Origin of the sequence: Variovorax boronicumulans, assembly GCF_009811375.1 — a bacterium.
Lineage (GTDB): Bacteria > Pseudomonadota > Gammaproteobacteria > Burkholderiales > Burkholderiaceae_C > Variovorax > Variovorax boronicumulans.
This window is the reverse complement of record NZ_BKDH01000001.1, coordinates 155,478-179,917: the sequence shown is the minus strand read 5'-3', so window position 1 is coordinate 179,917 and position 24,440 is coordinate 155,478. Positions and strand designations below refer to the sequence as shown.

Here is a 24,440-nt window from a genome sequence, read left to right as displayed (position 1 = left end):
TCAGAACGGAACGTTGACGTTCACGCCGATGGTGCGCGCGGGCACGAGCGCCGCAGTCACCAGGTTCGGGTTCGCGTTGAGTCCGGTTTCGATCGACACGATGCCGCGCTTGTTCGTCAGGTTGCGCACGTAGGCCGAGACGCTGAAGCGCTTGAAGTCGATGCCCGCCTGCAGGTCGACCAGCGTGTAGGCCGGCATGTTGATGCTCGGAATGGCCGTGCTGCCGCGGTAGCCCGCATCGCGCTTGCCGGTGTAACGCGCGCTGATGCCGACGTAGGCCGGGTGGTCGGCGAGGCTGAAGTTGCGCGTCACGCCCAGCGTGGCGGCAAAGCGCGGCGTGTGCGGCAGGCGCGCGCCGGCCTTGGCGCCCAGGCCCTTGGCATCCTCGGTCAGGCGCGCATCGACGGCCGCGGCGTTGGCGGTGAAGCGCCACTCCTTGCTGGGCTTCCAGTTGAGCGTGACCTCGCTGCCCTTGATGCGGGCCGCGCCCGCGTTGGTGACGAACACGAAGGCACCGCTGCGCGTGGGCTGCTGCACGCCGGTCCACTCGATGTCGTACAGCGCCGCCTCCAGCGACAGCGTGCGGTCCAGCAGGTCGGCCTTGTAGCCCAGCTCGTAGCTCCACAGCGAGTCGGAGTTGTACATCGGCTGCACCACGTTGCGGTCGGTGTCGGCCTTGAGCACGTTGGGACCGCCGGGGCGGTAGCCGCTGGCCGCGCGGAAGTACATGGTGCTCGTGTCCGACAGCGTGTACTTGGCCGCGGCCAGGTAGGTGGTCGGGCTTTCCGACGAGGTGCCGGCGGCACTGGCGGCGACCGACCCGACGAGCTGGCCGGTCTGGCGGCTGGCGTACTTCTGGTTGTTGCGCGCCAGGCGCACGCCGCCGGTGAGCGAGAACTTGGGCGTCACGTTCCAGGTGACGTCGCCGTAGGCCGCCTCTTCCCGGTAGCGCGAGGACTGCGTCGACGTCAGCAGGCCAAGGCTGCGGCCCCCGATCAGGTTGGCGTCCATGACGCCGTTGTTGCTGCCGCGTTCGCGGTTCAGGTACAGGCCGGCCAGCCACTCGATGGTGGTGCCCGAGCGCGAGGTCAGGCGGAACTCCTGGCTGACGCGGTGCTGCTCCACGGCGCTGTTCACCGGCACCGAGGCCACCGGCAGGCGCAGCGCGCTCAGCATCGGCCCGTAGCGGCCGGTGACGTCGACGACGTTGTTGATCTTCACGTCCTGCGCGGAGGTGATCGAGTTCAGGCGGGCCCAGCCGAAGTCGTATTCCACGTCCAGCCCGAACAGCTGCGTGAGGTTGCTGTACGACTCGTTGGCCGACAGCTGGCGCGTGCGCTCCCGCGTCCAGGGGCGCAGCGTGCGCTGGTCCATGTCCTCGAAGCCCAGGCCCTTGCGATGCACGTCCTGCACCGTGCCCGTGAGGCGCACCGTGAGTTCGCGCGTGGGCGTGAGCAGCAGCGAGACCCGGCCGCCGTCGGTGTGGCCGCGGTCGATGTTGCGCCCGCGCGCCAGGCCCGTGGCGTCGTAGCTGCCGCCGAACTGGTCGGTGAAGGCAGCGAAGCGCACGGCCGCCACGTCTTCCTTGAGCGGCACGTTGAGCACCGCGCCGGTCGTGAAGCCCGGGCCGCCGCCCTGCGTCCACGAGGTGCCCAGCTTCACCGAGCCCGCGAACTCCATGGTGTCGGGCTGGTTGGTCACGTACTTGAGCACGCCGCTCATGGCGCCGGCGCCGTACAGCGTGCCCTGCGGGCCGCGCAGCACCTCGATGTGGCTCAGGTCGAGCATGCCCATGTCCAGCGGCGTGTTGCCGCCGCTCGCGCCGGCCGAGCTCATGCCGGTGGCCACGTCGTCCACGTACACGCCCACGGTCGCGATGCCCTGCACCGGGCCGGTGGTCAGCCCGCGCATGGTGAGCGTGCCGCCGACGCTGCCGCTGCTGGTGAGGTTCACGCCCGGCTGCTCGGCCACGTAGTCGGCCAGGTTCTTGGCGCCCGCGCGTTCCAGCGCCTGGGCCTTCATCACGTTGACCTGCATCGGGATCTCGCGCACCGGCTCGCGACGGCGCGTGGCGGTGATGGTGACGCTGTCCAGCGACTGCGGCGCCTCGTCGGCCTGCGGCTTCGCAGCGGCGGCCGTGTAGATCACGATGGCGCCGTCGTCACCGCGGCGCGTCTGCAGCGGCGTGCCTTCGAGCAGCCGCGCCAGCGCGTCCTGCGGCGACAGCGCGCCCTTCACGCCGCGCGTGGCCACGCCCTTCACGTCGTCGACCTTGTAGAGCAGCTGCACGCCACCCTGCGCGATGTAGGCGTCCAGCGCGGTCTTGAGATCGCCGCCGCTCACGTCGAAGCCCTGCGGCGGGGTCTGCGTCTGTGCGTGCGCGGCCATGCCGCTGACCAGCGCCCACGCGCCGCCGATGACCCAGGGGCGCAGTGCGCCGTACGTTCGCTTCTTCTTCTGGGGCGGCAGGCCGGTGCGGGGCGCGGTGCGATTCATTGTGTGTGTCTCCAGCGTGGTTATTTGTTTGGGTACCCACTGAGACGAATGCCCCGTCACATTCCGGTAATTTACGGATTCGAAATTCTGATTTCGTTGCCGCTCTCATGCGCCGCAAGGCCGAAGCCCTGCTTGAGAAGCCCCACGAAACCGCTCATGTTGTTCGCATCGAAGCTGCCGCCGATGCGCACCTGCGCAATGACCGGGTCGGCGATCACCAGCTTGCGCAGGTTGTAGCGGTTGAACTGCGCGGCCGCGTCGCCCAGCGTAGTCTGGTCGAACACGAGCTTGCCTTCGCGCCAGCTGAGTTCGTCGTCGACCTGCTTGGGTGCCTTGGACATCACGAGCACGTTGTCGGCATGCGTGACCGCGGCCTGGTTGCGCGTGAGCACGGTGGGCTCGGCGCTTCGGGCATCGGGCTTGGCCGCGGCGATCTGCACGCGCCCTTCCTCCACCGTCACGTTCACCTGTTCGCCCTGGCGCCGCACGAGAAAGCGCGTGCCCAGCACGGTGATGCGGCGGTCGCCGGCGATGACGACGAAGGGATGGTTCTTGTCGTGCGCGATGTCGAAGTAGGCCTCGCCCGCGTCCAGCCACACCTTGCGCCCGCTGTCGTTCACGGCCGTGCGCACCTGCGTGGCGGTGTTCAGCGTGAGCTTCGAGCCGTCGGACAGCGCGACCGACTGGCGCGCGCCCACGGCCGTGGCGTAGTGCTGGCCGCGTTCTTCCTGCGTGTACTGCCAGCCGAGCCAGGCTGTGCCGGCCGCGGCCACGAGCACGCCGGCGGCGATGCGTTGCAGCGAGAAGCGCGACAGGCGCGGGGCCGGACGTGCGGCCTGCGGTGCGGGTGCCGGCGCCGGCGTGGGCAGGGGAATGGGAATCGCCGGCGTGCGCAGCGCGCCCAGCCGGTCGCCGCGCTCCCAGGCGCTGGACAGCCGTAGCCAGGCCACGCGGTGGGCAATGGAGGCGGCGATCCAGGCGTCCAGCTGCTGCTGGTCGGTGTCGGTCCAGTCGCCGCTGTCGCGGCGGGCCAGCCAGTCGGCAGCCAAGGATTCGATGCGCTGCGCTTCGCTCATGGTGAGAGCCTCCGCTCGTTCTGCGCTCGCCCGAAGGCCTTGGTGTCCAGCTGCACGCCGCCCGACAGCAGGGCGTCGGCCAGCGCGCGCACGCCGCGCGAGACCTGCCGCTCGACCGTGTCCTCGGTGATGCCCAGCTGCGTGGCGACCTCGCGCTGCGAGAGCCCATCGATCTTGCGCATCTCGACCACGCGGCGGCACTTGGAGGGCAGCGCGTCGAGCGCCGTCTGCAGCAGCCGCAGCTCGCCGCGGCCGGCGGCGTGGCGTTCGGGCGTGAGCTCGTCGGCCGAGAAGTCGAGCGCGTCGAGGTCGGCAATGATCTCGATGGAAACGATCTGCGCGCGCCGGGCGCGGTCGATCAGCAGGTTGCGCGCGGTGGCAAAAACGAAGGGCTTGACCTGGTCGGGCATGGATCTGGAGGCGGACTCGTAAATGCGCACGTAGACGTCCTGCCGCAGGTCGGGCACTTCGGCGTCGTCGCGCCAGTTGCGGCGAAGGAAGCGCGTGAGCGCGGCTTCCATCGGCAGCACCTCGCTGACGAACCAGGCATCCAAGTCACTGAGAACCACGAAGCGCTCCTGGAAATTGAAGGGCCGACACACAAAGCGGCAGGTCGCCGGGATTGGCGACAGACAGTGAGACGAACGGCCCGAAGATTTCCGGTAACGCGCGAAGGCCCGCCGGCGAAATTTCCTTGAATTCCCGTGCCCGGCGGCGGACCCGGAAATTCTAGAAGGCCGCGCCCGAGGGCTTTTCCCCCTTGCCCCGTTACCGGAAAGTGCGCTCGAACTCGTCTCACCGGGGGCAGAAGAAAAACCAATTCGCGGAAAACAGACCGACATGATTCGAATCCGGAGGCAGCCCCCCACCTTCCTTGCCCTCTTCCTCACCCGCCCCCGCCTTGCCCTCGTGGCCGCCGCCGGCCTGCTGGCGACGGGGCTGGCCTGCGCCCACGCGCGGGAGTTCGACGTGAAGGGCGGCGAGCTGCGGCCCGCGCTCGACGCCTACATCGCGCAGTCGGGCGTGCAGCTCATCTACAAGATGGAAGACGTCAAGGACCTCTCGACCCGGGGCATCAGGGGAAAGGTCGCCGCCGACGCGGCGCTGGAGCGCCTGCTCGACGGCACGCGCCTGCGCGTGCGGCGCGGGCAGGACGGCGCGATGGTGCTCATCGCGCCGGCCCGCTCGCCCGCGGCCGCCCGATCGGAGCCGCCGCCGCGCGTCGAGTAATACGATTGGTTTCCCTCGCGCACCTGCGCAACACTCCGGCCCCCAGGAACCCCGCGAGATGCACCGCAATGGCGCGCATTTCTCGCACTTTCTGACACACTAGCTGCGCAACGCGCGAAGGGTGTGTGCCGTGCCCCCCTGGCCGGCCCGGCCGGTGGTCCCCGCCGCTTCGCTGCACCGCCTGCACGACGCCCATGAAACTCTTCGCGACCGCGAAACGCCGCATCAGCCTGAACACGCGCCTCAGCGTCGGCGTTGCGGCCGTCGTGCTGGCCACCACCTTCATCATCGCCACGGTGGCGCTGCACCTGGTCAAGAGCCGCATGCAGGCCTCGATCGCCAACGAGGAGTTCGCGCGGCTGTCGGCCATCGCGAGCGCGGTGGAGCAGAAGTTCGCCAGCCGGCGCATCCTGCTGAAGACGATCGCCGAGAGCGTGGGCTCGCACGGCATCACGAACGCCGCGCCGCTGCAGGCCTTTCTGGAAAAGCACCAGTCCCTGCGGGCGGCATTCGACAACGTCGCCTTCCTGGACACGGACGGCGAGCTGGTCGCCAACCTGAACGGCGCGCGACAGATCGGCAAGGTGAACGTGAAGGACCGCGCGTACTTCAAGGACACGGTCGCCGCGCGCACGGGCGTGATCTCCGAGCCTTACCGCAACCGGCTCAACGGCCTGGCGCAGGTCGCCATCACCGAGCCGGTGCTCGATGCGGCCGGCCGGGTGCTGTTCGTGATCTCGGGCTCCATCAACCTGAAGGACCGCAACATCCTGGGCGAGCTGGCCGACGTGCGCTTCGGCCAGACGGGCTACGTGTTCATCACCACCGCCGACGGCATCGTGATCGACCACCCGCTGGCCGACCGCGTGCTCAAGCAGGCCAACATGGCCATGGCCGACGACGCGCCCGACCTGGACCGCGCGATCGGCGGCTTCGAAGGCACCATCGAAGGCGTGAACCATGCGGGCGTGCCCGGCCTGTACGCCTTCAAGCGCATCCGCCAGGCCGACTGGATCATGGGCTCGATGTACCCGCGCCACGAGGCCTTTGCCCGCATCGACGCCATCGAGCGCACCGCGTGGATCGGCGCCATCGTGCTGGCGCTGCTGGCCGGCGCGCTCGCGCTGGCCGTGGTGCGCCAGCAGCTGCGCCCGCTCACCGGGCTGCACCGCCACATGCTCGACGCCCACGCGGCGCCCGCGCAGGCGGCCGTGGCGCGCACCTACCCGGACGACGAGATCGGCGACCTCTCGCGCACCTTCGACCGGCTCATGCAGCAGCACCAGGCCAGCGAGAAGTTCCTGCGCGACATCACCGACAACCTTCCGGCCATGATCTCGCACGCCGACGCGCAGGGCCGCTACACCTTCGTGAATGCGCGGCTGTGCGAGGAGCTGGGCTACAGCGCCGAGGAGCTGGTGGGCCAGCCCGTGCAGAGCATGAGCGGCCTGCACGACGACCCGACGCTCGAGCACAACCTGCGGCGCGTGCTGGCCGGCGAAGCCGTGTCCTTCGAGCGGCGCGGCGCCGCGCACCGCGACGAGGAAGAGCACTTCTTCCAGACCGACTTCATCCCCGAGCTCGACGCGCAGGGGCGGGTGTGCGGCTACTACGCGATGACCTTCGACATCACGCAGCGCAAGCACATCGAGCTCGAGCTGGCGCACAGCGAGGCGCAGATCCGCACCATCGCCGACAACATTCCCGCGCTGGTCTCGCACGTCGACGCCGCGCTGTACTACACCTTCGTCAATGCCAAGGTGCGCACGCTGCACCACGGCCAGCCGCTGGTGGGCCAGTGGATGCCAGCGGTGCGGGGCGCGGCCGATTTCGCGGTGGTGCGGCCCCACATGGAGCGCGCGCTGGCGGGCGAGACGGTGATCGTCGAGAAGGCCGGCGACGCGGCGCTGGGCATCGGCGACCGCACCTTCAAGGCCCACTACATCCCCGACCAGGACGCCGAGGGCATGGTGCACGGCGTGTTCGCGATGACCTTCGACATCACCGACGAAGTGAACATCCGCCGCGCCCTCACGCAGCAGGAAAAGCGCCTGCGCGACGTGACCGACAACATCCCCGCGCTGGTCGCCTACTTCGACCGCGACGAGAACTGCCTGTACGGCAACAGCCGCGCGCGGCGCATGGCGGGCCTGGACGAGCGCGCGCCGCTGGACGGCGTGACGCTGCGCTCGGCCGTGGGCGAGGCGGTGTATGCGCAGCACACGCCCCACCTGCCCACGGTGCTCGCCGGCAGGGCGACGCAGTACCCGGTGCAGGTGCCGATCGATGACCGGGAGGCTCACTTCCAGGTGAACCTGATTCCCGACAAGGACCTGGCGGGCCACACGGCGGGCTTCTACCTCATGACCTTCAACGTCACGGCGCTGAAGGAGGCCGAGCGCAAGCTCATCGAGCTGGCGCGCATGGACGTGCTGACCGGCCTGCCGAACCGGCTGGCCTTCAACGAGCAGCTGCCCGCGGCGATGTCGCGCGTGCGCCGCGCCGAAGGCGGCATGGCGCTGATGTTCCTGGACATCGACCACTTCAAGGCCATCAACGACACCCTCGGCCATTCCACCGGCGACGGCGTGCTGGCCGAGTACGCGCGCCGCCTGCGCGCCAGCGTGCGCGAGACCGACACCGTGGTGCGCCTGGCCGGCGACGAGTTCGTGATCGTGCTGGAGAACGTGCACTCGCAGGACGCGGTGGCGGGCGTGGCGCACAAGATCGTCTCGCAGATCGCGGCGCCGGCGTTCCCCGTGGAAGGCCGGCGGCTGGACGTCACGACCAGCATCGGCATCGTGTTCGTCGAGACGGTCGATGCCACCGTCGGCGCCGGCGAACTGCTCGCGCGGGCGGACACGGCGCTCTACGCCGCCAAGTCGCAGGGCCGCAACCGTTTCGCGTTTTACCGTTAGCGTCGGTACACCCGCCGCGCCCCCCACAACCACCAGGAGACCCATCCATGGCAGCCACCGAAGTCGTCATGCCCGAACAGCTCGTGCAGGAGCTCGACCTGCAAAGCCGCATGCCGATCGCGCGCATCGGCCAGGCGCTGATGTCGCTGGGCATGATCACGCAGGCGCAACTCGACGCGGCGCTCCAGCAGCAGCAGCGCGAGCCCACGGTGCCGCTGGGCGAGACGCTGGTGCGCATGGGCGTCGTGAGCCGCGGCCAGCTGCAGACCGCGCTGGTGCGCAAGATGGGCTACCCGCTGGTGAACCTGCATGTGTTTCCGGCCGCGGCCGACGCGCTGCGCAAGGTGGGCCACGAAGCCGCGCGGCGCCTGCAGGTCATGCCACTCATGCTGCACGGCGGGCGCCTGGTGCTGGCGCTCGACGACCCGGTCAACCGGCACGCGGTGATCGACGAGGTGGAGTTCATCGCGCAGATGAAGGTGCTCCCCGTGCTGGGCCAGTGCCTGGACCTGGACGGCGTGCTGCACAAGGCCTACGAGAAGGTCGGCCAGGTGGCGGCCGAGCGCCCGGTGATCGACATGAACGACCCGATGCGTCCGCTCGAGTTCGACATGACGGGCACCAGCACGCTGCTGAAGACGCTCGAGAAGGAAGAATCGGCCGCCGCGCCCGCGGCCGGCGAGCCGCCCGTGGAGCAGTCGGACAACTCGCTGGTGCGCATGATCAACAGCATGATCCTCGAAGCGCACCGCGAGGGCGCCTCCGACATCCACATCGAGAGCGACCCCGGGCAGGAAAAGACGCGCATCCGCTTTCGCCGCGACGGCCGGCTCTACACCTACCTGGAGCTGCCGCCCAGCTACCGCAACGCGGTGGTGGCGCGCGTGAAGATCATGTGCGACCTGGACATCAGCGAAAAGCGCAAGCCGCAGGACGGCAAGATCAACTTCTCGAAGTACTCGCCGCAGCACCGCATCGAGCTGCGCGTGGCCACCATCCCGACCAACAACGGCCTGGAAGACGTGGTGATGCGCATCCTGGCCTCGGCCAAGCCCATCGCGCTCGATGCGCTGGGGCTGTCCGAGCGCAACCTGGCGCAGTTTTCGCAGGCGGTCGACCGGCCCTACGGCATGGTGCTGTGCGTGGGCCCCACCGGCTCGGGCAAGACCACCACGCTGCACTCGGCGCTCATGCGCATCAACACGCCCGAGCGCAAGATCTGGACCGCCGAAGACCCGATCGAGATCACGCAGCCGGGCCTGCGCCAGGTGCAGGTCAACCCGCGCATCGACTGGACCTTTGCCAAGGCGCTGCGCGCCTTCGTGCGCGCCGACCCCGACGTGATCATGGTCGGCGAAATCCGCGACGCCGAGACCGCGAAGACCGCCATCGAGGCTTCGCTCACCGGCCACCTCGTGCTGTCGACGCTGCACACCAACAGCGCGCCCGAAACCGTGACGCGCCTGCTCGACATGGGCATGGACCCGTTCAACTTCGCCGACTCGCTGCTGGCGGTGCTGGCGCAACGGCTGGTGCGCTGCCTGTGCCCGCAGTGCGTGCAGAGCCGCCCGGCGACGAGCGAGGCGGTCGAGGAGCTGCTGGCCGACTACATGCATGCCTTCGGCGCACAGGACACGCCGGCCGCCCGCGACGCCGTGCGCGCCGAGTGGGTGCAGCGCCACGGGCGCGACGGCCAGCTGCAGACCTACACCAGCACCGGCTGCAAGCACTGCAACGACACCGGCTTCCGGGGCCGCGTGGGCATCCACGAACTCATGGTGATGTCGAGGGAACTGCGCCGGCTGGTGCAGGGCGGCGCGCGCGCCGAGGAACTGCAGGACGCCGCGATGCGCGAGGGCATGCGCACGCTGCGTCAGGACGGCATCGAGAAGGTGCTGGCCGGCCGGACCACGCTCGAGGAAGTGCGCGCGACCAGCAACGTCTGACGCACAAGGTCAGAGGTCAGGTCAGGGCAGGCTCAGGCGGCGGCGTCCCACGCCACCGCCGGCAGCGTGGCGATGGCCGGCCGCGCGAACAGGTAGCCCTGGAACAGCTCCACGCCGATCTCGCGCAAGGCGCGCACCTCTTCGGGCGCCTCCACGCCTTCGGCGATCACGCGGATGCGCAGCTCGTCGCAGGTGGCGACGAAGCCCCGCACGATGGTCAGCCGCACCGGGTCGGCATGGATGCCGCGGATCAGGCTCAGGTCGATCTTCACCACGTCGGGCTGGAACGCGGCCAGCAGCTCGAAGCCCGCGTAGGCGGCGCCGAAGTCGTCGATGGCCGAAGTGAAGCCGTGGCGCTTGAAGGCGCGGAAGGTGTCGGCCAGGCCGTGCAGGTCGCGCACGCGCTCGCCCTCGGTGATCTCGAACATCAACTGGCGCACCGGGAATTTGCAGCGCTTGGCGGCGGCCATGGCGGTGCGGAAGCACTCGGCCTGCCCCGCGACGTCGTTGGGCATGACGTTGAGGCTCAGGCGCGACTTCATGCCCAGCCGCGAGGCGATCTCGATGGCCTTGACGCGGCAGGCTTCGTGGAAGGCGAAGCGGTCGACCGGATCGACGCGCCCGAGCACCTCGGCGGCGCCTTCGCCCGACAGGCCGCGCACCAGCGCCTCGTGCGCATAGATCTCGTGCCGGCCCAGGTCCACGATGGGCTGGAACGCCATGGTGAACCCCGAGGCGAGGCCAGCAGGCGCGGCATCAGCATGTATTTCGGCGATCACGTTGGATGGACCTCGCGGGCAAGGTTGCAATGGCGTTGGATGGCGACTCCCAAGAGCGTAAATGTAAACGGTTCTATACACCGCACGCACCACCCCCTCCGACAAGAGGTCGCGCCCCATGAAGACATCCGACCTAGGCCCGGCCCAGGCTGTAGACCGAAATCACTCATGAGCTCTCCCGGCCTCGGAAAAATCTGTAGCAAGCTGTCGACGACAGGGCTGCGTCCTATGTCCCATCGGGGAGAGATTGGTTAGAAAGGGGGCGCCCACTACTGGAAACGGTGGGTGGGTTTTCACTGTCGTTCCTGGGTTTCCAGTCACCGATGAAAGGTCCCGTCCGATGCGCCACCAGCCTCGCTCCCTCCTTCGCACACTGGCCCGTACCGTGCTGCCCGTCGGTGCCTTGTTGACATTGCTGCCCGCGCAGGCGGTCACGACGACCACGACCTTCCAGGTCACGGCCACGGTGCTCAAGGCCTGCCTGATGACCACGCCGGCCACGCTGGCGTTCGGGCCGTACGACCCGGCGTCAGCCACCGCGCTGGCCGGCACCACCAGCCTCAACGTGACCTGCACCTTCGGCACGCCCTACTCGCTCGGCCTAAGCGCGGGCGGCGGCTCGGGCGCAACGATCACGAACCGCCTGATGACCAGCCCCACGGCGGCCGCCGGCAACAACACGCTGGGCTACGGCCTCTTCAAGGACAGCGCGCACCAGACCAACTGGGACAACAGCGTCGCCGGCACCGGCTACGTCGGCAACGGGACGCCCCAGACGCAGACGATCTACGGCCTGATTCCCACGGGGCAGTACACCGCGGCGCCGGCCATCGACTACACGGACACGATCACGGTCTCGCTGACCTATTGAGGGCGCCGTTGACCGCCTTCACCGCAGGCCGCCACGGCATGCGTCGCGCCCTGCTGCCAGTCGCATGGGGGGCCGGCCTGCTGCTGGCCGCCCTTGCCCCCGCTCCCGCCGCGGCCACCAGCCTCAGCGTGGCGCCGCTGCGCATCGTGCTCACGCCGCAGCGCCCGGTCGCCTCGCTCACCATGGGCAACGCCGAGGACACCGAGGTCGCCGTGCAGGCCGAGGTGGTGGCGTGGTCGCAGCAGGACGGACGCGATGCCTACGAACCCACGCGCGACGTGCTGGTCAACCCGGCCATCTTCCGCCTGCCGCCCGGCGGGCGGCAGATCGTGCGCCTCGGGCTGCAGGTGCCGGCCGACGCCGGCGAGCGCAGCTACCGCGTCTTCCTGCGCCAGCTGCCGCGCGACCAGGCCCTGCCGGCGGACGGCACCGAGGGCGCGAAGGTGCAGACGCTGCTGCGCATCGGCGTGCCGATCTTCGTGCCGCCGCTGCAGCTGCGCCGCGCGCTGCAATGGTCGCTGCAGCCTTCGGCGCGCGCCACCGGCACGGCAGGCACGGCCTGGCGGCTGGTGTTCGACAACCAGGGCAGCGAACACATCCAGGTCACGCAGCTCGTGGTGCGCCGCGAGGACGGCACCGAGCTGCTGCGCAAGAGCCTGTCGCAGTACGCGCTGGCCGGGCAGTCGGCCGGCATCGACATCGAACTGCCCGCCCTGCCGCCCGACACCCGGCTGCAGGTCGAGGCCGCCACCGATGCCCCCGAGGCGTCGTCCAGCGCCACCGTGCGCGTGCCCCGTGCGCCCGCCACGCCACGCTAGCTTGTGGGTCTGCTGCGGCTGGCTGGGCCTGCGCGTGGCCTGCGCACAGACGTCACCCGCTGACATGGCGGGCGAGGTGCAGCCCGCGATCCTCGACGTGCGCATCAACGGCCTGAGCCAGCCCGCACCGCGCCCGCTGCTGCGGCGCGGCGCCCAGCTGCTCGCATCGGCGCCCGACTTCGCGGCCTGGCGCCTGGTGCGGCCCGCCACCGCGGCGCTGCAGCGCGACGGCACCGACTACTACGACCTGCGCGCGCTGCCGGGCGCGCAGCTGCAGCTCGACGAAGGCGCGCAGAGCGTGGACCTGAGCGTGCCCGCCGAGGCGTTCACGCTGGGCACCGTGCATGCGCACGCGGGCGACCGCCCGCCGCTGTCGGCCTCGGCCTTCGGGGCCTTTCTCAACTACGACCTGGCCTTGCAGCACGACCGCGAAGGCACGCGCGCCTCGGGCTACTTCGATGCGGCGGCCTCGGGCGACTGGGGCCTGGTGGGCACGAGCCTCGTCGCGGGCCAGTCCGCGTTCGGCGGACGCGGCACGACGCGGCTGGACAGCTACTTCCGCCGCGACGACCCCGCGCGGCTCACGCGCCTCACGGTGGGCGACACGATCACGCAGGCCGCCGCATGGTCCACGCCCTTTCGCTTCGGCGGCGTGCAGTTCGGCACCCGCTTCGGCTTGCAGCCCGGCTTCATCAGCTACCCGATGCCGACATTGCGCGGCGGCGCAGCCGTGCCGTCGGCGGTGGAGGTGTATGTGAACGACACGCTGCGCTACCAGCGCCGTGTCGACGCCGGCCCCTTCGCGCTCAGCGACGTGCCCGTGCTCACCGGCGCGGGCGAGATGCGCTTCGCCGTCACCGACGCGCTCGGCGTGCAGCGCACCGTGACCACGCCCTACTACGTGAGCTCGAACCTGCTGCGCGCCGGGCTGTCCGACTACTCGCTCGAAGCCGGCTGGACGCGCCTGCGCTACGGCGAGCGCAGCTTCGACTACGGCCCGCCCTTCGTCGCCGGCACCTGGCGCCACGGCGTGAACGACGGCGTGACCGTCGAGGCGCGCGGCGAAGCCAGTGCGCGCAGCCAGACCGCGGGCGCCGGCGTGACCTGGGTCTGGGGCACGCTCGGCGAGCTCTCGCTGCACGGCGCCGCCAGCCGCAGCAGGGACGGCGACAGCGGCCGCCTCTGGCGCGCCGCCTACACGCGCACCAGCGACGAGTGGAACTTCTCGGTGAGCCGCCAGGTGGCTAGCCGCGGCTTCACGCAGATCGCCTGGCACGACAGCCCCGTGCACACCGACGCGCAGACCCAGCTCTTCGCAGGCCGCTCGCTGGGCCGCTACGGCACGCTGGGCGCGAGCCACACGCGGCTGCGCTACAACACCGGCGAGCACATCGGCGTGACCACCGCCAGCTGGTCGATCGGCCTGGGCGGCAACGCCTGGCTCGGCACCTCGGTGGCCCACACGCGCCAGGACGGCAAGCGCTCCATCACCTCGGTGAATGTCAGCCTCAGCTTCACGCTCGGCGAGCGCCAGCACGCCACGCTCTCGGTGCAGCATCAGAAGCCGGGCGGCCACTCGGCCGTGGCCGAGTGGGTGCAGCAGCCACCCAACGACACCGGCTGGGGCTACCGGCTGCGCGCCGCCGACGGCGAGAACGCGCGCAGCGAAGCTGCGGTCGATTGGCGCGGTCGCTACGGCATGCTGACGGCCGAAGCTGCGCGCGCCCAGGGCCAGACCGCGGTGCGCCTGCGCGCCAGCGGCGCCGTGGGCTTCGCGGGCGGCGTGGGCTTTGCCACCCGCCAGTCGGACGACGCCTTCGCGCTCGTGACCGTGCCCGGCGCCGCCGGCGTGAAGGTGTACCGCGAGAACCAGCCCTGGACCACCACCGACAGCGAAGGCCGCGCCGTCGTCTCCGGCCTGCGCGCCTACGAGCCCAACCACATCAGCATCGACAACGGCGACCTGCCGATCGAGGCACAGGTGCGCAGCGACGTGCTGCGCGTGGTGCCGCGCTACAAGGGCGTGGCGCAGGCCAGCTTCGACATCGCGCGCGACGCGATCGCGAACGTCACGGTGCTGCTGCCCGACGGCAGCCCGCTGCCGCCGGGCATCGACGTGATGCGACCGGCGCGCGGCACCTCGCTGCTGTCGGGCTTCAACGGGCTGGTGTCGGTCGACGACCCGCAGCCGAACGAACGCTTCGAGGCGCGATGGAAGCGCGGGCATTGCCGCTTCACGCTCGGCGCGCCCGACCGCGCCGCCGGCGCCTTGCCTTCAATGGGCCCCTACCGATGCGAACCCGTGTCCTCGTCCCCGCGCTGACGGTCGTGCTGGCGCTGGCGGGGCTGCTGGCCCCGGGCGCGTCGCGGGCCGCGTGCACGGGCCTGGGAGTGTTCACCTGCACTGTCACGGTCACTGCAGCAACGCCATTGGCCTTCGGCAACTACGATCCCGCCGTTGCAACGCCCAAGGACAACACCACGACCATCACCGTCGTCGGCAAGGTCACTTCCCTGGTCGCCCTGCTGGTGAACCTGTCCTACACGATCGGCCTCGACGCGGGCTCGGCCGGCGCCATCACCAGCCGGCAGATGGTGGGCCCGGTCAGCAGCACGCCGCTGGGCTACAACCTCTACACCTCCAACACGCACGGTACTGTCTGGAACGCCAGCAACGTCTCGGACAGCTACAACATCACGGCCTCCGTGCTGGGCACGACGGTGTCGAAAAACTACACCGTCTACGGCCGCATTCCGCCCGGCCAGTACGTGGCGCCGGGCCCCTACAGCAGCACGATCACCGTGACGGTGACCTACTGAAAGCTCAGCCGCGCAGCATGCCCGCCAGGCGCTTGGCGATGAGCTCGTCAGCCTGCGCCATGATGCGGTCGATGAGCTCGGCGCAGCTGGGCACGTCGTGGATCAACCCGGCCACCATGCCGCAGCTCCAGGCGCCGGCGTCCATGTGGCCCTCGGTCATCACCTTCGGGTAGATGCCGGCGACCTGGTCCATGATGTCGTCGATCTTCAGCGCGTCGCCCTTGGCGCGCTCGATCTCCATGAGGCGCTCCACGCCCGCGTTGTTGATCACGCGCTCGGTGTTGCGCAGCGAACGCATGATCAGGCGCGTGTCGAGCTCCGAGGCGTTGACGATGGCCTGCTTCACGTTGGCGTGCACCGGCGCTTCCTTGGTCGCGATGAAGCGCGTGCCCATGTTCATGCCCTCGGCGCCCAGCGCGAGCGCGGCCACGAGGCTGCGGCCGTCGGCCATGCCGCCCGAGGCGACGAACGGGATCTTCAGTTCCTCGGCCGCGCGCGGCAGCAGGATCATGTTGGGCACGTCGTCCTCGCCGGGGTGGCCGCCGCACTCGAAGCCGTCGACGCTCACGGCGTCGCAGCCGATGCGCTCGGCCTTGAGCGCGTGGCGCACCGAGGTGCACTTGTGGATCACCTTGATGCCCGCGGCCTTCAGCGCCGGCATGTAGGCCTCGGGGCTGCGGCCCGCGGTTTCCACGGCCTTGATGCCGCCTTCGACGATGGCCGCGATGTACTCGGGGTACGGCGGCGAGGCAAAGGTCGGCAGGAAGGTGAGGTTCACGCCGAAGGGCTTGTCGGTCATCTCGTGGCAGCGCGCGATCTCGCGCGCCAGCAGCTCGGGCGTCTTCTGCGTGAGGCCCGTGATGATGCCCAGGCCACCGGCGTTGGAGACGGCCGCGGCCAGCTCGGCGAAGCCGACGTAGTGCATGCCGCCCTGGATGATGGGGTGGCGGATGCCGAAGAGTTCGGTGATGCGGGTTTTCAAGAGAACGTCCTTTGGTCGGGGTTGCTGGGAAGGAAAGAGAGAAAGAAAAAATCAGGGCGGCGAGATGACGCGCAGCACGTCGCGCGCCATCGCCTTCATCCAGGCCGTGTCGCTCTTCAGCGCAGGCTCGGCAAAGGTCTTCGCGAACGTGGGTCGTGCCATCTTTGCGTAGTTCAGCGTGCCGAAGATGAGCGTGAGCACCACCACGGCCGACAGGTCGTCGCGCACGAGGCCGGCCGCCTGCGCCGCGGCCACCAGGCCCAGGCTGGCTTGCAGGAAGCCTTCGAGCGGCCGGGTCTGCGCATGCTGGATGCGCTCGGCGTTGTCGAGCAGTTCGCGCGTGACCAGCTTGAAGCCCGTGGGCCGCGCGTGCATCCACTCGACCTGCAGCGCGACGAAGGCCTGCAGCCGCGCAGGCAGGTCGGGGGCCGCCTCGACGCGCTTGCAGATGCGCGCCGTCAGGTCCTCGGCCTGCTTTTCGAGCACGGCACGGTACAGCACCTCCTTGCTCGGGAAGTGATGCAGCAGCCCCGGGTTGCCGACCTCGCAGTCGCGCGCGATGGCCGACAACGACGCGCCCTGGAAGCCGTGGTCGGCAAAGTGCTGCTCGGCGCGCGCGAGGATCGTTTCTTTACGGGAAGGGGCAAGGGTGGCCATCGGGCGGTTCTGGATTGCGTCACGCAGACGAGCGCATGCCGCGAAGACGCGACCGGCGATCAGACGCGATGCGCGCCATTCTTTCTTGTGTCTTGTGGTCTGGTTGTTGCACGCGCGACACCCTCGCGCGTCAGCGTGTGGCCGGCATGGCCGCCACCTGCTGCGCGAGCTGCGCATGGAAACGCGGTGCGCTGTACTCGAAGGTGCCGAAGCTGAGCGCGTCGTTCGCGCCCGACGCCAGCCCGGCCTGGATCGACTCGGCCAGCGCGTAGTCTTCCGCGAGCGTGCGCCGGTACAGCGCGACGTTGGCGTCCCAGTGCGCGGTCGCCTTCTCCGAGGCCGGCGCCTCGGGAATCAGCGTGAGCTCGTGCACGCGCGTGCGCGTGGCGCCCAGCGGCTCCAGCATGCTGAGCTGCGCGTGGTCGGGCTGCACCAGGATGGTCGTGTTGGGAAAGAAGAAGTAGGTCAGGTTGCCGTAGCGGCGCGGATCGAAACCGGCCGCATCGGGCCGGTGCTCCTGGAACTTCGCCTTGAGCAGGTACAGGCGCCGGTTCAGGTCGAACTCGTCGATCACCTGCAGGTTGTGCAGGAACATGTGGGCGATGGTCTCGCGGTGTGCCACCTTGAAGTGGTAGGCCTCGAAGGAACCGTCGACCAGCAGCTTCCAGTTGGCTGCGACCTCGTACGTGCGTGGCGCATAGGCCACGGGCGCGCGCAGCCCGGCCAGCGACTCGAGGTTGTCCATGAGCGCGCCCAAGTGCGCACCGGGGTCGCTGTCCGCCTGCGACGGATCGCACACGACCCAGACCACGCCCGCGCGCTCGACCGTGGCCAGCCGGCGCAGGCCCGACTCGTCCTGCTTCAGGCAGGGAAAGCCGAAGGATTCGGGCACGCCGCGCAAGGCGCCGTCGGGCTTGTAGGTCCATGCGTGGTACGGGCAGACGAAGGCACGCGCCTCGCTGCCGCTGCCTTCGGGCACCACGCGCGCGCCGCGGTGGCGGCACACGTTGAGAAAGGCCTGCGCCTGCCCGTTCTCCTGGCGCACCAGCAGCAGCGGCACGCCGGTGTGCGTGAGCGACAGCCACGCGCCCGGCGAGGCGAGCGAGGCGCTGGCGGCCACCGGCTGCGGATGCCGCTGCAGCAGCCGCCGCTCGTCGCGTGCGATGGCCTCGTCGGTGTACTGGCCGACCGGCACGCGGTCGCCCTCCCCTTGCGCGTCGGCGCGCCCGGCCTGCAGGGCCGTGGTCGCTCGGCGATGGAGTTCGGCTGCGAAGTTCTCGCTCATCGGGGGGCTTTCGGTTCGATGCGATGCAGCCCGGCGAGCTGCGCGATCAGCCCAGTCTACCGACTGACCAGTCGGTACGTCAACCGCCCCCGAGACAGCGGTGGAAGCGGTATCAGGCCGGCTTGCGCAGGAAGCCCTGCTGCGCCCCATTGCGGTTGGGCGCGAAGCCGTTGGCCTGCAGCGTCTCTTCGGTGGTTTCGTAGAACACGCCGATCTTCATGATCTCGCGCGCCTGCTGTGCGGTGGCGATGGGGCGGCCGAACTCGGTCGCGATGCGCACGAGCTGCTTGATCTGCTCGACCGAGCTCATCTTGCCGGTGCGGGTCTGGTTCCACAGCACGTCCTCGATGCCGCAGCGCACGTGCAGGCCCAGGGCGATGCCGATCATGTTCACGGGCAGCACGTTGAGCACCGAGCTCTCCACGGTGACCACCGCGCCGTCGGGTGCGGCGCGCAGGAAGTTGGCCAGGTTGTAGATGTTGGCCTGGTCCATGCCGCCGCTGATGGCCACCCAGTTCATCACCAGCGGGCCCTTGTAGACGCCGCGGCGGATCATGCGTTCGATGGTCTCGAAGCTGTTGATGTTGTAGCACTGGAACTCGCTCTGGATGCCCGCGGCCGTGAGGCGGCGGATGTGCTCTTCCACCCAGCTGGGGTTCGAGGGAACGATCATGTCCCGGTACGTCGAATACAGCCGCGGGTCGCCGCGCGACAGGCCCTTGAAGTCGTCCAGCCCCGCGTGCTCGGTCACGTTCATCTGCGTGGTGTTGACGGTCACCGTGACCTGGTCGGGCCTGGGCGTGAGCTCGGCCAGCATGTGGCGCGTGTCGTCGCTGAGCCACTTGGCGGCGGCGCCGTCGTCCTCGGGCGCGAAGCTGATGGAGCCGCCCACCTGGATGATCATCTCGGGCACGCGCGCGCGCACGCCGGCGATCAGTTCGTTGAACATCGACAGGCGCTTGCTGCCCTTGCCGTTGGCCTCGCGCACGTGCAGGTGCAGCACGGTGGCGCCGGCCTCGTAGCAGTCGACCGCCTTCTGGATCTGCTCTTCCATCGTGACCGGAATGTCTTCCGGAAAGTCGGCGGGAATCCAGCCCGGTGCATAGGGCGCGGCCGTGATGATCAGGGGCTGCTGGTTCTCGGGATACAGGTGGCCGTCGAGGAAGTTCATGGGGTTGTCTCCGGTGAAAAGGTTGCGCTTGCAGCCAAAGTTTCTGGCGCAGCTGCGAAAACTTCTTGCTCATCGGGGGCGCGGTTTTGTCTTTCTGGGGCATTGGAACGGCGCGTGCAAAGACAGGGTTCGCTGTCGCGATCCGGTAAGTGGCCGACGCGTGGCGCCAAGCATCCAGCAGCGGTGGCGCCACAGAATCCGCACGCCCTTCTTGTCTCTTCCACCTGAGGACGAACCATGTGTCTGCATCTGCTGCGAGCCTCCCTTCTCTTCCTGGCCGCGCTGTGCTGCGGCACGGCCTCGGCCCAGGCCTGGCCTGACAAGCCCCTCCGGCTGATCGTTCCCGCGCCGCCGGGCGGCATCTCCGACGCGGCGGCGCGGCTGCTCGCCGAACAGCTGCGCACGAACCTCGGCCAGACCGTGCTGGTGGACAACAAGCCGGGCGGCTCCGCCGTCATTGCCGAGCGCGCGCTGATCGCCGCGCCGGCCGACGGCTACACGCTGATGGTCGGGCCGTCGAGCGTGCTGTCCGACATTCCGCTCACGGTGAAGACGCCCTTCGACCCGCTGAAGACCTTCACCTACGTCGGCGAGGTGACGGGCATGTTCCATGTGCTGGTGGCCAACGCCGGCTTCCCGCCGAACACGGTGAACGACCTGCTGGCACATGCCAAGGCGCATCCGCGCTCGGTCAGCGTGGCCAACCTGAGCACGGGCACGCGCTCCAACCTGCTGGGCGAGATGCTGCGCGCGCGCAGCGGCAACGACATCCTCGTGGTGCCGTACAAGGGCTCGGCGCCGGCGCTGGTCGACCTCATGGGCAACCAGGTGCAGCTGACCTTCGAGGTGGTGAGCAACGTCACTTCGCTGATCCGCAGCGGCAAGATCAAGGCGCTGGCCGTGGCGTCGTCGAAACGCTCGCGCTTCCTGCCCGACGTGCCCACCTTCGGCGAGCTGGGCCTGCCCGACTTCGTGATGCCCGACGCGAGCGTGGGCGTGTTCGTGCTCAGCAGCATGCCGCCGGCGCTGCAGGAGAAAATCCGCGCCGAGGTGGCCCGGGCCGTGCAGGCGCCGAAGTTCCGCGAGGCGCTGCTCGCGCAGAATTACGATCCGCCCCGAGAGATGTCGCTGCAGCAGCTGCGCCAGACGCTGGACGCCACGACCGCCCACAATCGGGCCATCATCGAGAAACTGCAACTCAAGATCAGCCCCGAGTGAACACGGGGCCCTTCCCACAGCCACCATGAAGCACCTCGGTCGACTGATGCGCAGCGCGAGCCTCAGCGGCTACGTGGAGCTGGTGCAGTCGCTCGGCCGCGACCCGCATGCCTTCATGCGCACCGTGGGGCTGAAGGCGCAGCTGCTCGAGCACCCCGAGACGCTGATCCCGGGCGACGCCGTGCGCGAGCTGCTCGAGATCACCGCGCGCGCCACGCGCACCGAAGATTTCGCGCTGCGGCTGGCGGCGCAGCGCAAGCTCTCGGCGCTGGGCCCCATCAGCGTCGTGCTCAAGGAAGAGCCCACGCCGCGCGACGCGCTCGACACGCTGGGCCGCTACCTGAAGCTGGTGAACGCCTCGCTGAGCTTTCGCCTCGAGGACACGGGCGACATGGTCATCATCCAGGAAGACCTGCTGCCCAGCCCCGGACTGCCGATGCGCCAGTCGATGGAGCTGGCCGTGGGCATCATGTTCCGCATCCTCGGCGAGCTCATCGATCCGCAGTGGCGCCCGCAGCAGGTGTGCTTCACGCACCGCCCGCCGGCGGACATGGCGGCGCACCGCGCCTTCTTCGGCCGCCACGTCAAGTTCAACCAGGATTTCAACGGCCTCGTGTGCCTGGCGGCCGACCTGCGCAAGCCACGCGAATCGGGCGACCAGGGCGTGGCGCGTTTCGCGCGCGAGTACCTCGAAGCCGCACTGAAAGACCGCGGCGAGAGCACGCGCGAAGCCTGCCGCGAACTCATCCTGGCGCTCATGCCCGGCGGTGGCTGCACCGCGCAGGAAGTGGCGCGGCACCTGCGCGTGGACCGCCGCACGCTGCACCGCCGGCTCGAGGCCGAAGGCCTCACCTTCAGCCGCCTGCTCGACGACGTGCGCTCCGACCTCGTGAAGCGCCACCTGCGCGACAGCGACCTGCCGCTGAGCGAGGTGGCCGAGCTGCTGGGGTTTTCGGGGCCCAGCAGCTTCAGCCACTGGTTCCGCCACCACTTCGGCTGCAGCGCCTCGCAATGGAGCAAGCAGACGGCCGGCGCGGTGGCTCAGGGCGCGGTGCGCGCGTTCTGAACCAGGTCTTCGTGGCGCAGGGCATGCGCGATGCCCTCCAGCAGGCACCAGGCGGCGCGCGTGAAACGCCTCGTCATCGCCATCGTCTTTCTTCTCAGGCCGCCTTGCGCAGGAAGCCCTGGTTGCCCCCGTTGCGGTTCGGCGCGAAGCCGTTGGCGGCGAGCGATTCTTCGGCCGTCTCGTAGAACACGCCAATCTTCGAGATCTCGCGCGCCTGCTGCGCCGTGGCGATGGGGCGGCCGAACTGGCGCGAGATGGCCACCAGCTGCTCGATCTGCGCCACCGTGCCGATCTTGGCGGTGCGCGTCTGGTTCCACAGCACGTCCTCGGTGCCGCAGCGCACGTGCAGGCCCATGGCGATGCCCATCATGTTCACCGGCAGCACGTTGCGCACCGAGCTTTCCACCGTGAGCACGGCGCCGTCGGGCACGGCGCGCACGAAGTTGGCCAGGTTGTAGATGTTCGGCGCGTCCATGCCGCCGCTGATCGCCACCCAGTTCATCACCAGCGGGCCCTTGTAGACGCCGCGCCGCATGAGCCGTTCGACCGACTCGAAGCTGTTGATGTTGTAGCACTGGAAGGCGCTCTGGATGCCCGCCTTGGTGAGGCGGCGGATGTGCTCCTCGACCCAGCCCGGCTGCGCCGGCACCGTCATCTCCTTGTAGGCCTCGAAGATGGCCGGGATCTCGCGCGAGGTGCCCTTGAAGTCCGCCAGCTCGGCGTGCTCCGTGACGTTCATCTGCGAGGTGTTGACCGTCACCGTCACCTGGTCGGGCGTGGGCTCCAGTTCGGCCAGCATGTGGCGCGTGTCGTCGCTCAGCCACTTGGCGGCGGCGCCTTCGCTTTCGGGGGCGAAGCTGATCGAGCCGCCGACCTGGATGATCATCTCGGGCACACGCGCGCGCACGCCGGCGATCAGCTCGTTGAACTTCGAGAGGCGCTTGCTGCCCTTGCCGTCGAGCTCGCGCACGTGCAGGTGCAGCACGGTGGCGCCGGCGTTGTAGCAGTCGACCGCCTTCTGGATCTGCTCTTCCATCGTGACCGGGATCTCGCCCGGGAAGTCGGAAGGCAGCCAGCCCGGTGCATAGGGCGCGGCGGTGATGATCAGCGGCTGCTGGTTTTCGGGAAAGAGGTGGCCGTCGAGGAAGTTCATGGCGTGCGTCTGTCAGGTGGCGAGGCGGGGGGCGGATGCGGCGGCGATGTTCAGTACGGCACGTCGCCGACGATGCCCGCGCGTTCCATCTTTCGCGGCGCGGGCCAGTAGTCGTTCAGCGCGTAGTGCTGCGTGCTGCGGTTGTCCCAGACGACCACGTCGCCCGGCTGCCACGACCAGCGCACCTGGTACTCGGGAATGGTGGCGCGGCTGAGCAGGTAGTTCAGCAGCAGCGCCGCGCCCGGTGTCTTGTCGATGCCGTGACGCACGTTTTCGGGGGTGCTGTAGTTCACGAAGTGGGTGGTGAAGCTGCCCACGTAGAGCACCTTCTCGCCGGTCTCGGGGTGCGTGCGCACCACGGGGTGCTCCACGGGCGGATGGTCCTGGCCCAGCTTGAGGCGCGCTTCCATCGGCATCACGGCGCCGAACGAATGCTCGATGCTGGCCTTGGCGCGCAGCTTGCCGATCTTGTGCTTGATCTCGTCGGGCAGCTCGTCGTGCGCCTGCACCATGTTCACCCAGATGGTGTCGCCGCCGACCTCGGGGCACTCGATGCAGCGCAGCACCGCGCCCATGGCGGGGCTCTGGCGCCACAGGCCGTCGCAGTGGTAGGTGTTCTCGTAGCTGTGCTTGTTGTCGCTGCGGTAGATGCGCACGAGGCCCGGGTGCTCGGGGTCGCTGCCGACCACGGGGTGGTCTTCCAGTTCGCCGAAGCAGCGTGCGAAGGCGACGTGCTCGGCGCGCTCGATGTCCTGGCCGCGAAAGAAAAGCACCTTGTGCTTGAGCAACGCGGCGCGGATCGACGCAAAGCACTCGGGGTCGCGCGAGGCCTCGCCCAAATGGACGTCCGAGATTTCGGCGCCGATGGACGGTGTGAGGGGTCTGATCTTCATGAGAGGTCTCCGATGGAATGGCGCGTGCCGCTCAGTTCGCCTGGATGCGGTACTTCTTGACGATGGCGGCGTTGCGCTCGGACAGCGCGCGGGTCTCGGCGATGAGCGCGGGCGTGTCGACGCTGAGCTCGGGCTCCAGGCCCACGTCGAGCAGCTTCTGTTGCACGGCGGGCGCCTGGCCGGCCTTCTCGATCGCGGCATGGAGCCTGGCCATCACGTCGGCCGGCAGCTTGGCCGAACCGATGAAGCCGACCCAGCCGCGGAACTGCAGGTCGGGGTAGCCCAGCTCGGTGGTGGTGGGCAAGTCGGGCAGGAAGCGCGAGCGGGTCTTGCCGGTGAAGGCATAGGGGCGCAGCTTGCCGGCCTTGATGAGCGGCATCGAGGTGAGCATGCCGTCGAACATCAGGTCGACCTGGCCGCCCAGCAGGTCCTGCAGCGCAGGCGGCGAGCCGGGGTAGCCGATGTGCTGCAGGTCGAGCCCGGCACGGTCGCTGAGGATGAGGCCCGCGTACTGCGACACGGTGCCGGGGCTGTAGCTGGCGAAGCTGGCCTTGCCCTTGCGCGTCTTCAGCTCGGCGACGAGGCCCTGGAAGTCCTTGGCCGGGAAGTTCGCGGCCGTGACGAGCACCACGCCCGAGCGTGCCACCGAGCCGATGGGCACCACGTCCTTCAGCGGATCGAAGGGCATCTTCACGACCTGCGGTGTCTCGGCCAGCACGTTGCTCGCGGCCATCACGATGGTGTTGCCGTCGGCCGGTGCCTGCAGCATGGCCTGCAGGCCGATGGAGCCGCCCGCGCCGGGTCGGTTCTCGACGATCACGGGGCGACCGATGTCCAGCGCCATCTGCTGCCCGACGACGCGGGCCACGATGTCCATCGTGCCGCCCGGCGGCGCGGGAACGATGAGCTTGACGGGCTTGTCGCCCAGCGCCCAGGCCCCGAGGGCCATCGAGCATCCGACCAGCGCCACGGCGGCGGCGCGTCCAAATTGCAGCAGTTTCATGGGGTGTCTCCGGTTGTTGTCTTGCAGGCCTCGGTGGGCCGATGCCGTCAGTATCCGG

General features: G+C 69.4%; 20 protein-coding genes. 9 read left to right on the top strand and 11 right to left on the bottom strand.

Annotation, left to right across the window (positions count from 1 at the left end):
• The 3 genes from VHAB30_RS00870 to VHAB30_RS00860 form a co-directional block, all read right to left on the bottom strand.
• Positions 1-2,496, bottom strand: a complete 2,496-nt coding sequence (locus VHAB30_RS00870) for a TonB-dependent receptor domain-containing protein (protein ID WP_159275490.1) — start codon at positions 2,494-2,496, stop codon at positions 1-3.
• Positions 2,497-2,567: 71 nt separating this feature from the next.
• Entirely contained in the window at positions 2,568-3,572 is a 1,005-nt protein-coding gene (locus VHAB30_RS00865; protein ID WP_159275489.1) for a FecR family protein, read from the bottom strand.
• The gene (locus VHAB30_RS00860) at positions 3,569-4,141 is read right to left on the bottom strand and encodes an RNA polymerase sigma factor (protein WP_223301388.1); all 573 of its coding nucleotides are present in this window, start codon (positions 4,139-4,141) and stop codon (positions 3,569-3,571) included. Before VHAB30_RS00860 ends, VHAB30_RS00865 begins: the two co-directional genes overlap by 4 nt.
• 340 nt (positions 4,142-4,481) lie before the next feature.
• Here VHAB30_RS00860 and VHAB30_RS00855 point away from each other — a divergent pair, with 340 nt between their 5' ends.
• The 3 genes from VHAB30_RS00855 to VHAB30_RS00845 all read left to right on the top strand — a co-directional run bounded on the left by VHAB30_RS00855 (position 4,482) and on the right by VHAB30_RS00845 (position 9,666).
• Positions 4,482-4,802 (top strand): STN domain-containing protein, encoded by a 321-nt coding sequence (locus VHAB30_RS00855; protein WP_159275488.1) that lies wholly within the window; start codon positions 4,482-4,484, stop codon positions 4,800-4,802.
• A gap of 194 nt (positions 4,803-4,996) precedes the next feature.
• Positions 4,997-7,720, top strand: a complete 2,724-nt coding sequence (locus VHAB30_RS00850) for a sensor domain-containing diguanylate cyclase (RefSeq protein ID WP_159275487.1) — start codon at positions 4,997-4,999, stop codon at positions 7,718-7,720.
• 47 nt (positions 7,721-7,767) lie between these two features.
• Positions 7,768-9,666 carry a GspE/PulE family protein gene (locus VHAB30_RS00845; RefSeq protein WP_159275486.1) on the top strand — a complete coding sequence of 633 codons (1,899 nt, stop codon included), beginning with the start codon at positions 7,768-7,770 and terminating at the stop codon, positions 9,664-9,666.
• Between the two features lie 32 nt (positions 9,667-9,698).
• Here VHAB30_RS00845 and VHAB30_RS00840 read toward each other — a convergent pair whose 3' ends face one another.
• The gene (locus VHAB30_RS00840) at positions 9,699-10,388 is read right to left on the bottom strand and encodes an EAL domain-containing protein (RefSeq protein WP_062477265.1); all 690 of its coding nucleotides are present in this window, start codon (positions 10,386-10,388) and stop codon (positions 9,699-9,701) included.
• A 397-nt stretch (positions 10,389-10,785) separates the two neighbouring features.
• Between VHAB30_RS00840 and VHAB30_RS00835 the strand changes: the two genes are divergently transcribed.
• From VHAB30_RS00835 to VHAB30_RS00820, 4 genes are read left to right on the top strand one after another with little or no spacing between them, the layout of a single operon-like run.
• Entirely contained in the window at positions 10,786-11,316 is a 531-nt protein-coding gene (locus VHAB30_RS00835) for a Csu type fimbrial protein (protein WP_070062075.1), read from the top strand.
• An 8-nt stretch (positions 11,317-11,324) separates the two neighbouring features.
• Positions 11,325-12,134, top strand: coding sequence for a fimbrial biogenesis chaperone (locus VHAB30_RS00830; RefSeq protein ID WP_159275485.1), 810 nt, complete (start codon positions 11,325-11,327; stop codon positions 12,132-12,134).
• A gap of 1 nt (position 12,135) precedes the next feature.
• A complete protein-coding gene (locus VHAB30_RS00825; RefSeq protein WP_159275484.1) occupies positions 12,136-14,457 on the top strand; it encodes a fimbria/pilus outer membrane usher protein in 2,322 nt (773 codons plus the stop codon).
• Entirely contained in the window at positions 14,427-14,954 is a 528-nt protein-coding gene (locus tag VHAB30_RS00820) for a Csu type fimbrial protein (protein WP_159275483.1), read from the top strand. The genes VHAB30_RS00825 and VHAB30_RS00820 overlap by 31 nt, the downstream gene beginning before the upstream one ends.
• A gap of 4 nt (positions 14,955-14,958) precedes the next feature.
• Here the strand turns inward: VHAB30_RS00820 and VHAB30_RS00815 are convergent, their stop codons facing one another.
• From VHAB30_RS00815 to VHAB30_RS00800, 4 genes are all read right to left on the bottom strand, one after another.
• Positions 14,959-15,936, bottom strand: coding sequence for an NAD(P)H-dependent flavin oxidoreductase (locus VHAB30_RS00815; RefSeq protein WP_062477251.1), 978 nt, complete (start codon positions 15,934-15,936; stop codon positions 14,959-14,961).
• 51 nt (positions 15,937-15,987) lie between these two features.
• Entirely contained in the window at positions 15,988-16,593 is a 606-nt protein-coding gene (locus VHAB30_RS00810) for a TetR/AcrR family transcriptional regulator (RefSeq protein WP_095948777.1), read from the bottom strand.
• A 130-nt stretch (positions 16,594-16,723) separates the two neighbouring features.
• A complete protein-coding gene (locus tag VHAB30_RS00805; protein ID WP_159275482.1) occupies positions 16,724-17,878 on the bottom strand; it encodes an aromatic ring-hydroxylating oxygenase subunit alpha in 1,155 nt (384 codons plus the stop codon).
• A 112-nt stretch (positions 17,879-17,990) separates the two neighbouring features.
• Positions 17,991-19,049 (bottom strand): BKACE family enzyme, encoded by a 1,059-nt coding sequence (locus VHAB30_RS00800; protein WP_139702525.1) that lies wholly within the window; start codon positions 19,047-19,049, stop codon positions 17,991-17,993.
• A gap of 237 nt (positions 19,050-19,286) precedes the next feature.
• Between VHAB30_RS00800 and VHAB30_RS00795 the strand changes: the two genes are divergently transcribed.
• Positions 19,287-20,267, top strand: a complete 981-nt coding sequence (locus tag VHAB30_RS00795) for a Bug family tripartite tricarboxylate transporter substrate binding protein (RefSeq protein ID WP_159275481.1) — start codon at positions 19,287-19,289, stop codon at positions 20,265-20,267.
• A gap of 25 nt (positions 20,268-20,292) precedes the next feature.
• On the top strand, positions 20,293-21,333 hold the full coding sequence (locus tag VHAB30_RS00790; protein ID WP_159275480.1) for an AraC family transcriptional regulator: 1,041 nt from the start codon (positions 20,293-20,295) through the stop codon (positions 21,331-21,333).
• Positions 21,334-21,427: 94 nt separating this feature from the next.
• Here the strand turns inward: VHAB30_RS00790 and VHAB30_RS00785 are convergent, their stop codons facing one another.
• From VHAB30_RS00785 to VHAB30_RS00775, 3 genes are read right to left on the bottom strand one after another with little or no spacing between them, the layout of a single operon-like run.
• Entirely contained in the window at positions 21,428-22,486 is a 1,059-nt protein-coding gene (locus VHAB30_RS00785) for a BKACE family enzyme (protein WP_070062068.1), read from the bottom strand.
• 50 nt (positions 22,487-22,536) lie between these two features.
• Positions 22,537-23,379, bottom strand: coding sequence for a TauD/TfdA dioxygenase family protein (locus tag VHAB30_RS00780; protein ID WP_159273050.1), 843 nt, complete (start codon positions 23,377-23,379; stop codon positions 22,537-22,539).
• Between the two features lie 31 nt (positions 23,380-23,410).
• Positions 23,411-24,382 (bottom strand): Bug family tripartite tricarboxylate transporter substrate binding protein, encoded by a 972-nt coding sequence (locus VHAB30_RS00775; protein WP_159275479.1) that lies wholly within the window; start codon positions 24,380-24,382, stop codon positions 23,411-23,413.
• Between the last annotated feature and the right edge of the window lie 58 nt (positions 24,383-24,440).

Coding starts and splice junctions, on each gene's coding strand:
- VHAB30_RS00870 (WP_159275490.1), bottom strand. CDS start 2,496: ATGAATCGCACCGCGCCCCGCACCGGCCTGCCGCCCCAGAAGAAGAAG.
- VHAB30_RS00865 (WP_159275489.1), bottom strand. CDS start 3,572: ATGAGCGAAGCGCAGCGCATCGAATCCTTGGCTGCCGACTGGCTGGCC.
- VHAB30_RS00850 (WP_159275487.1), top strand. CDS start 4,997: ATGAAACTCTTCGCGACCGCGAAACGCCGCATCAGCCTGAACACGCGC.
- VHAB30_RS00845 (WP_159275486.1), top strand. CDS start 7,768: ATGGCAGCCACCGAAGTCGTCATGCCCGAACAGCTCGTGCAGGAGCTC.
- VHAB30_RS00840 (WP_062477265.1), bottom strand. CDS start 10,388: ATGGCGTTCCAGCCCATCGTGGACCTGGGCCGGCACGAGATCTATGCG.
- VHAB30_RS00835 (WP_070062075.1), top strand. CDS start 10,786: ATGCGCCACCAGCCTCGCTCCCTCCTTCGCACACTGGCCCGTACCGTG.
- VHAB30_RS00820 (WP_159275483.1), top strand. CDS start 14,427: ATGCGAACCCGTGTCCTCGTCCCCGCGCTGACGGTCGTGCTGGCGCTG.
- VHAB30_RS00810 (WP_095948777.1), bottom strand. CDS start 16,593: ATGGCCACCCTTGCCCCTTCCCGTAAAGAAACGATCCTCGCGCGCGCC.
- VHAB30_RS00805 (WP_159275482.1), bottom strand. CDS start 17,878: ATGAGCGAGAACTTCGCAGCCGAACTCCATCGCCGAGCGACCACGGCC.
- VHAB30_RS00800 (WP_139702525.1), bottom strand. CDS start 19,049: ATGAACTTCCTCGACGGCCACCTGTATCCCGAGAACCAGCAGCCCCTG.
- VHAB30_RS00795 (WP_159275481.1), top strand. CDS start 19,287: ATGTGTCTGCATCTGCTGCGAGCCTCCCTTCTCTTCCTGGCCGCGCTG.
- VHAB30_RS00790 (WP_159275480.1), top strand. CDS start 20,293: ATGAAGCACCTCGGTCGACTGATGCGCAGCGCGAGCCTCAGCGGCTAC.
- VHAB30_RS00785 (WP_070062068.1), bottom strand. CDS start 22,486: ATGAACTTCCTCGACGGCCACCTCTTTCCCGAAAACCAGCAGCCGCTG.
- VHAB30_RS00780 (WP_159273050.1), bottom strand. CDS start 23,379: ATGAAGATCAGACCCCTCACACCGTCCATCGGCGCCGAAATCTCGGAC.
- VHAB30_RS00775 (WP_159275479.1), bottom strand. CDS start 24,382: ATGAAACTGCTGCAATTTGGACGCGCCGCCGCCGTGGCGCTGGTCGGA.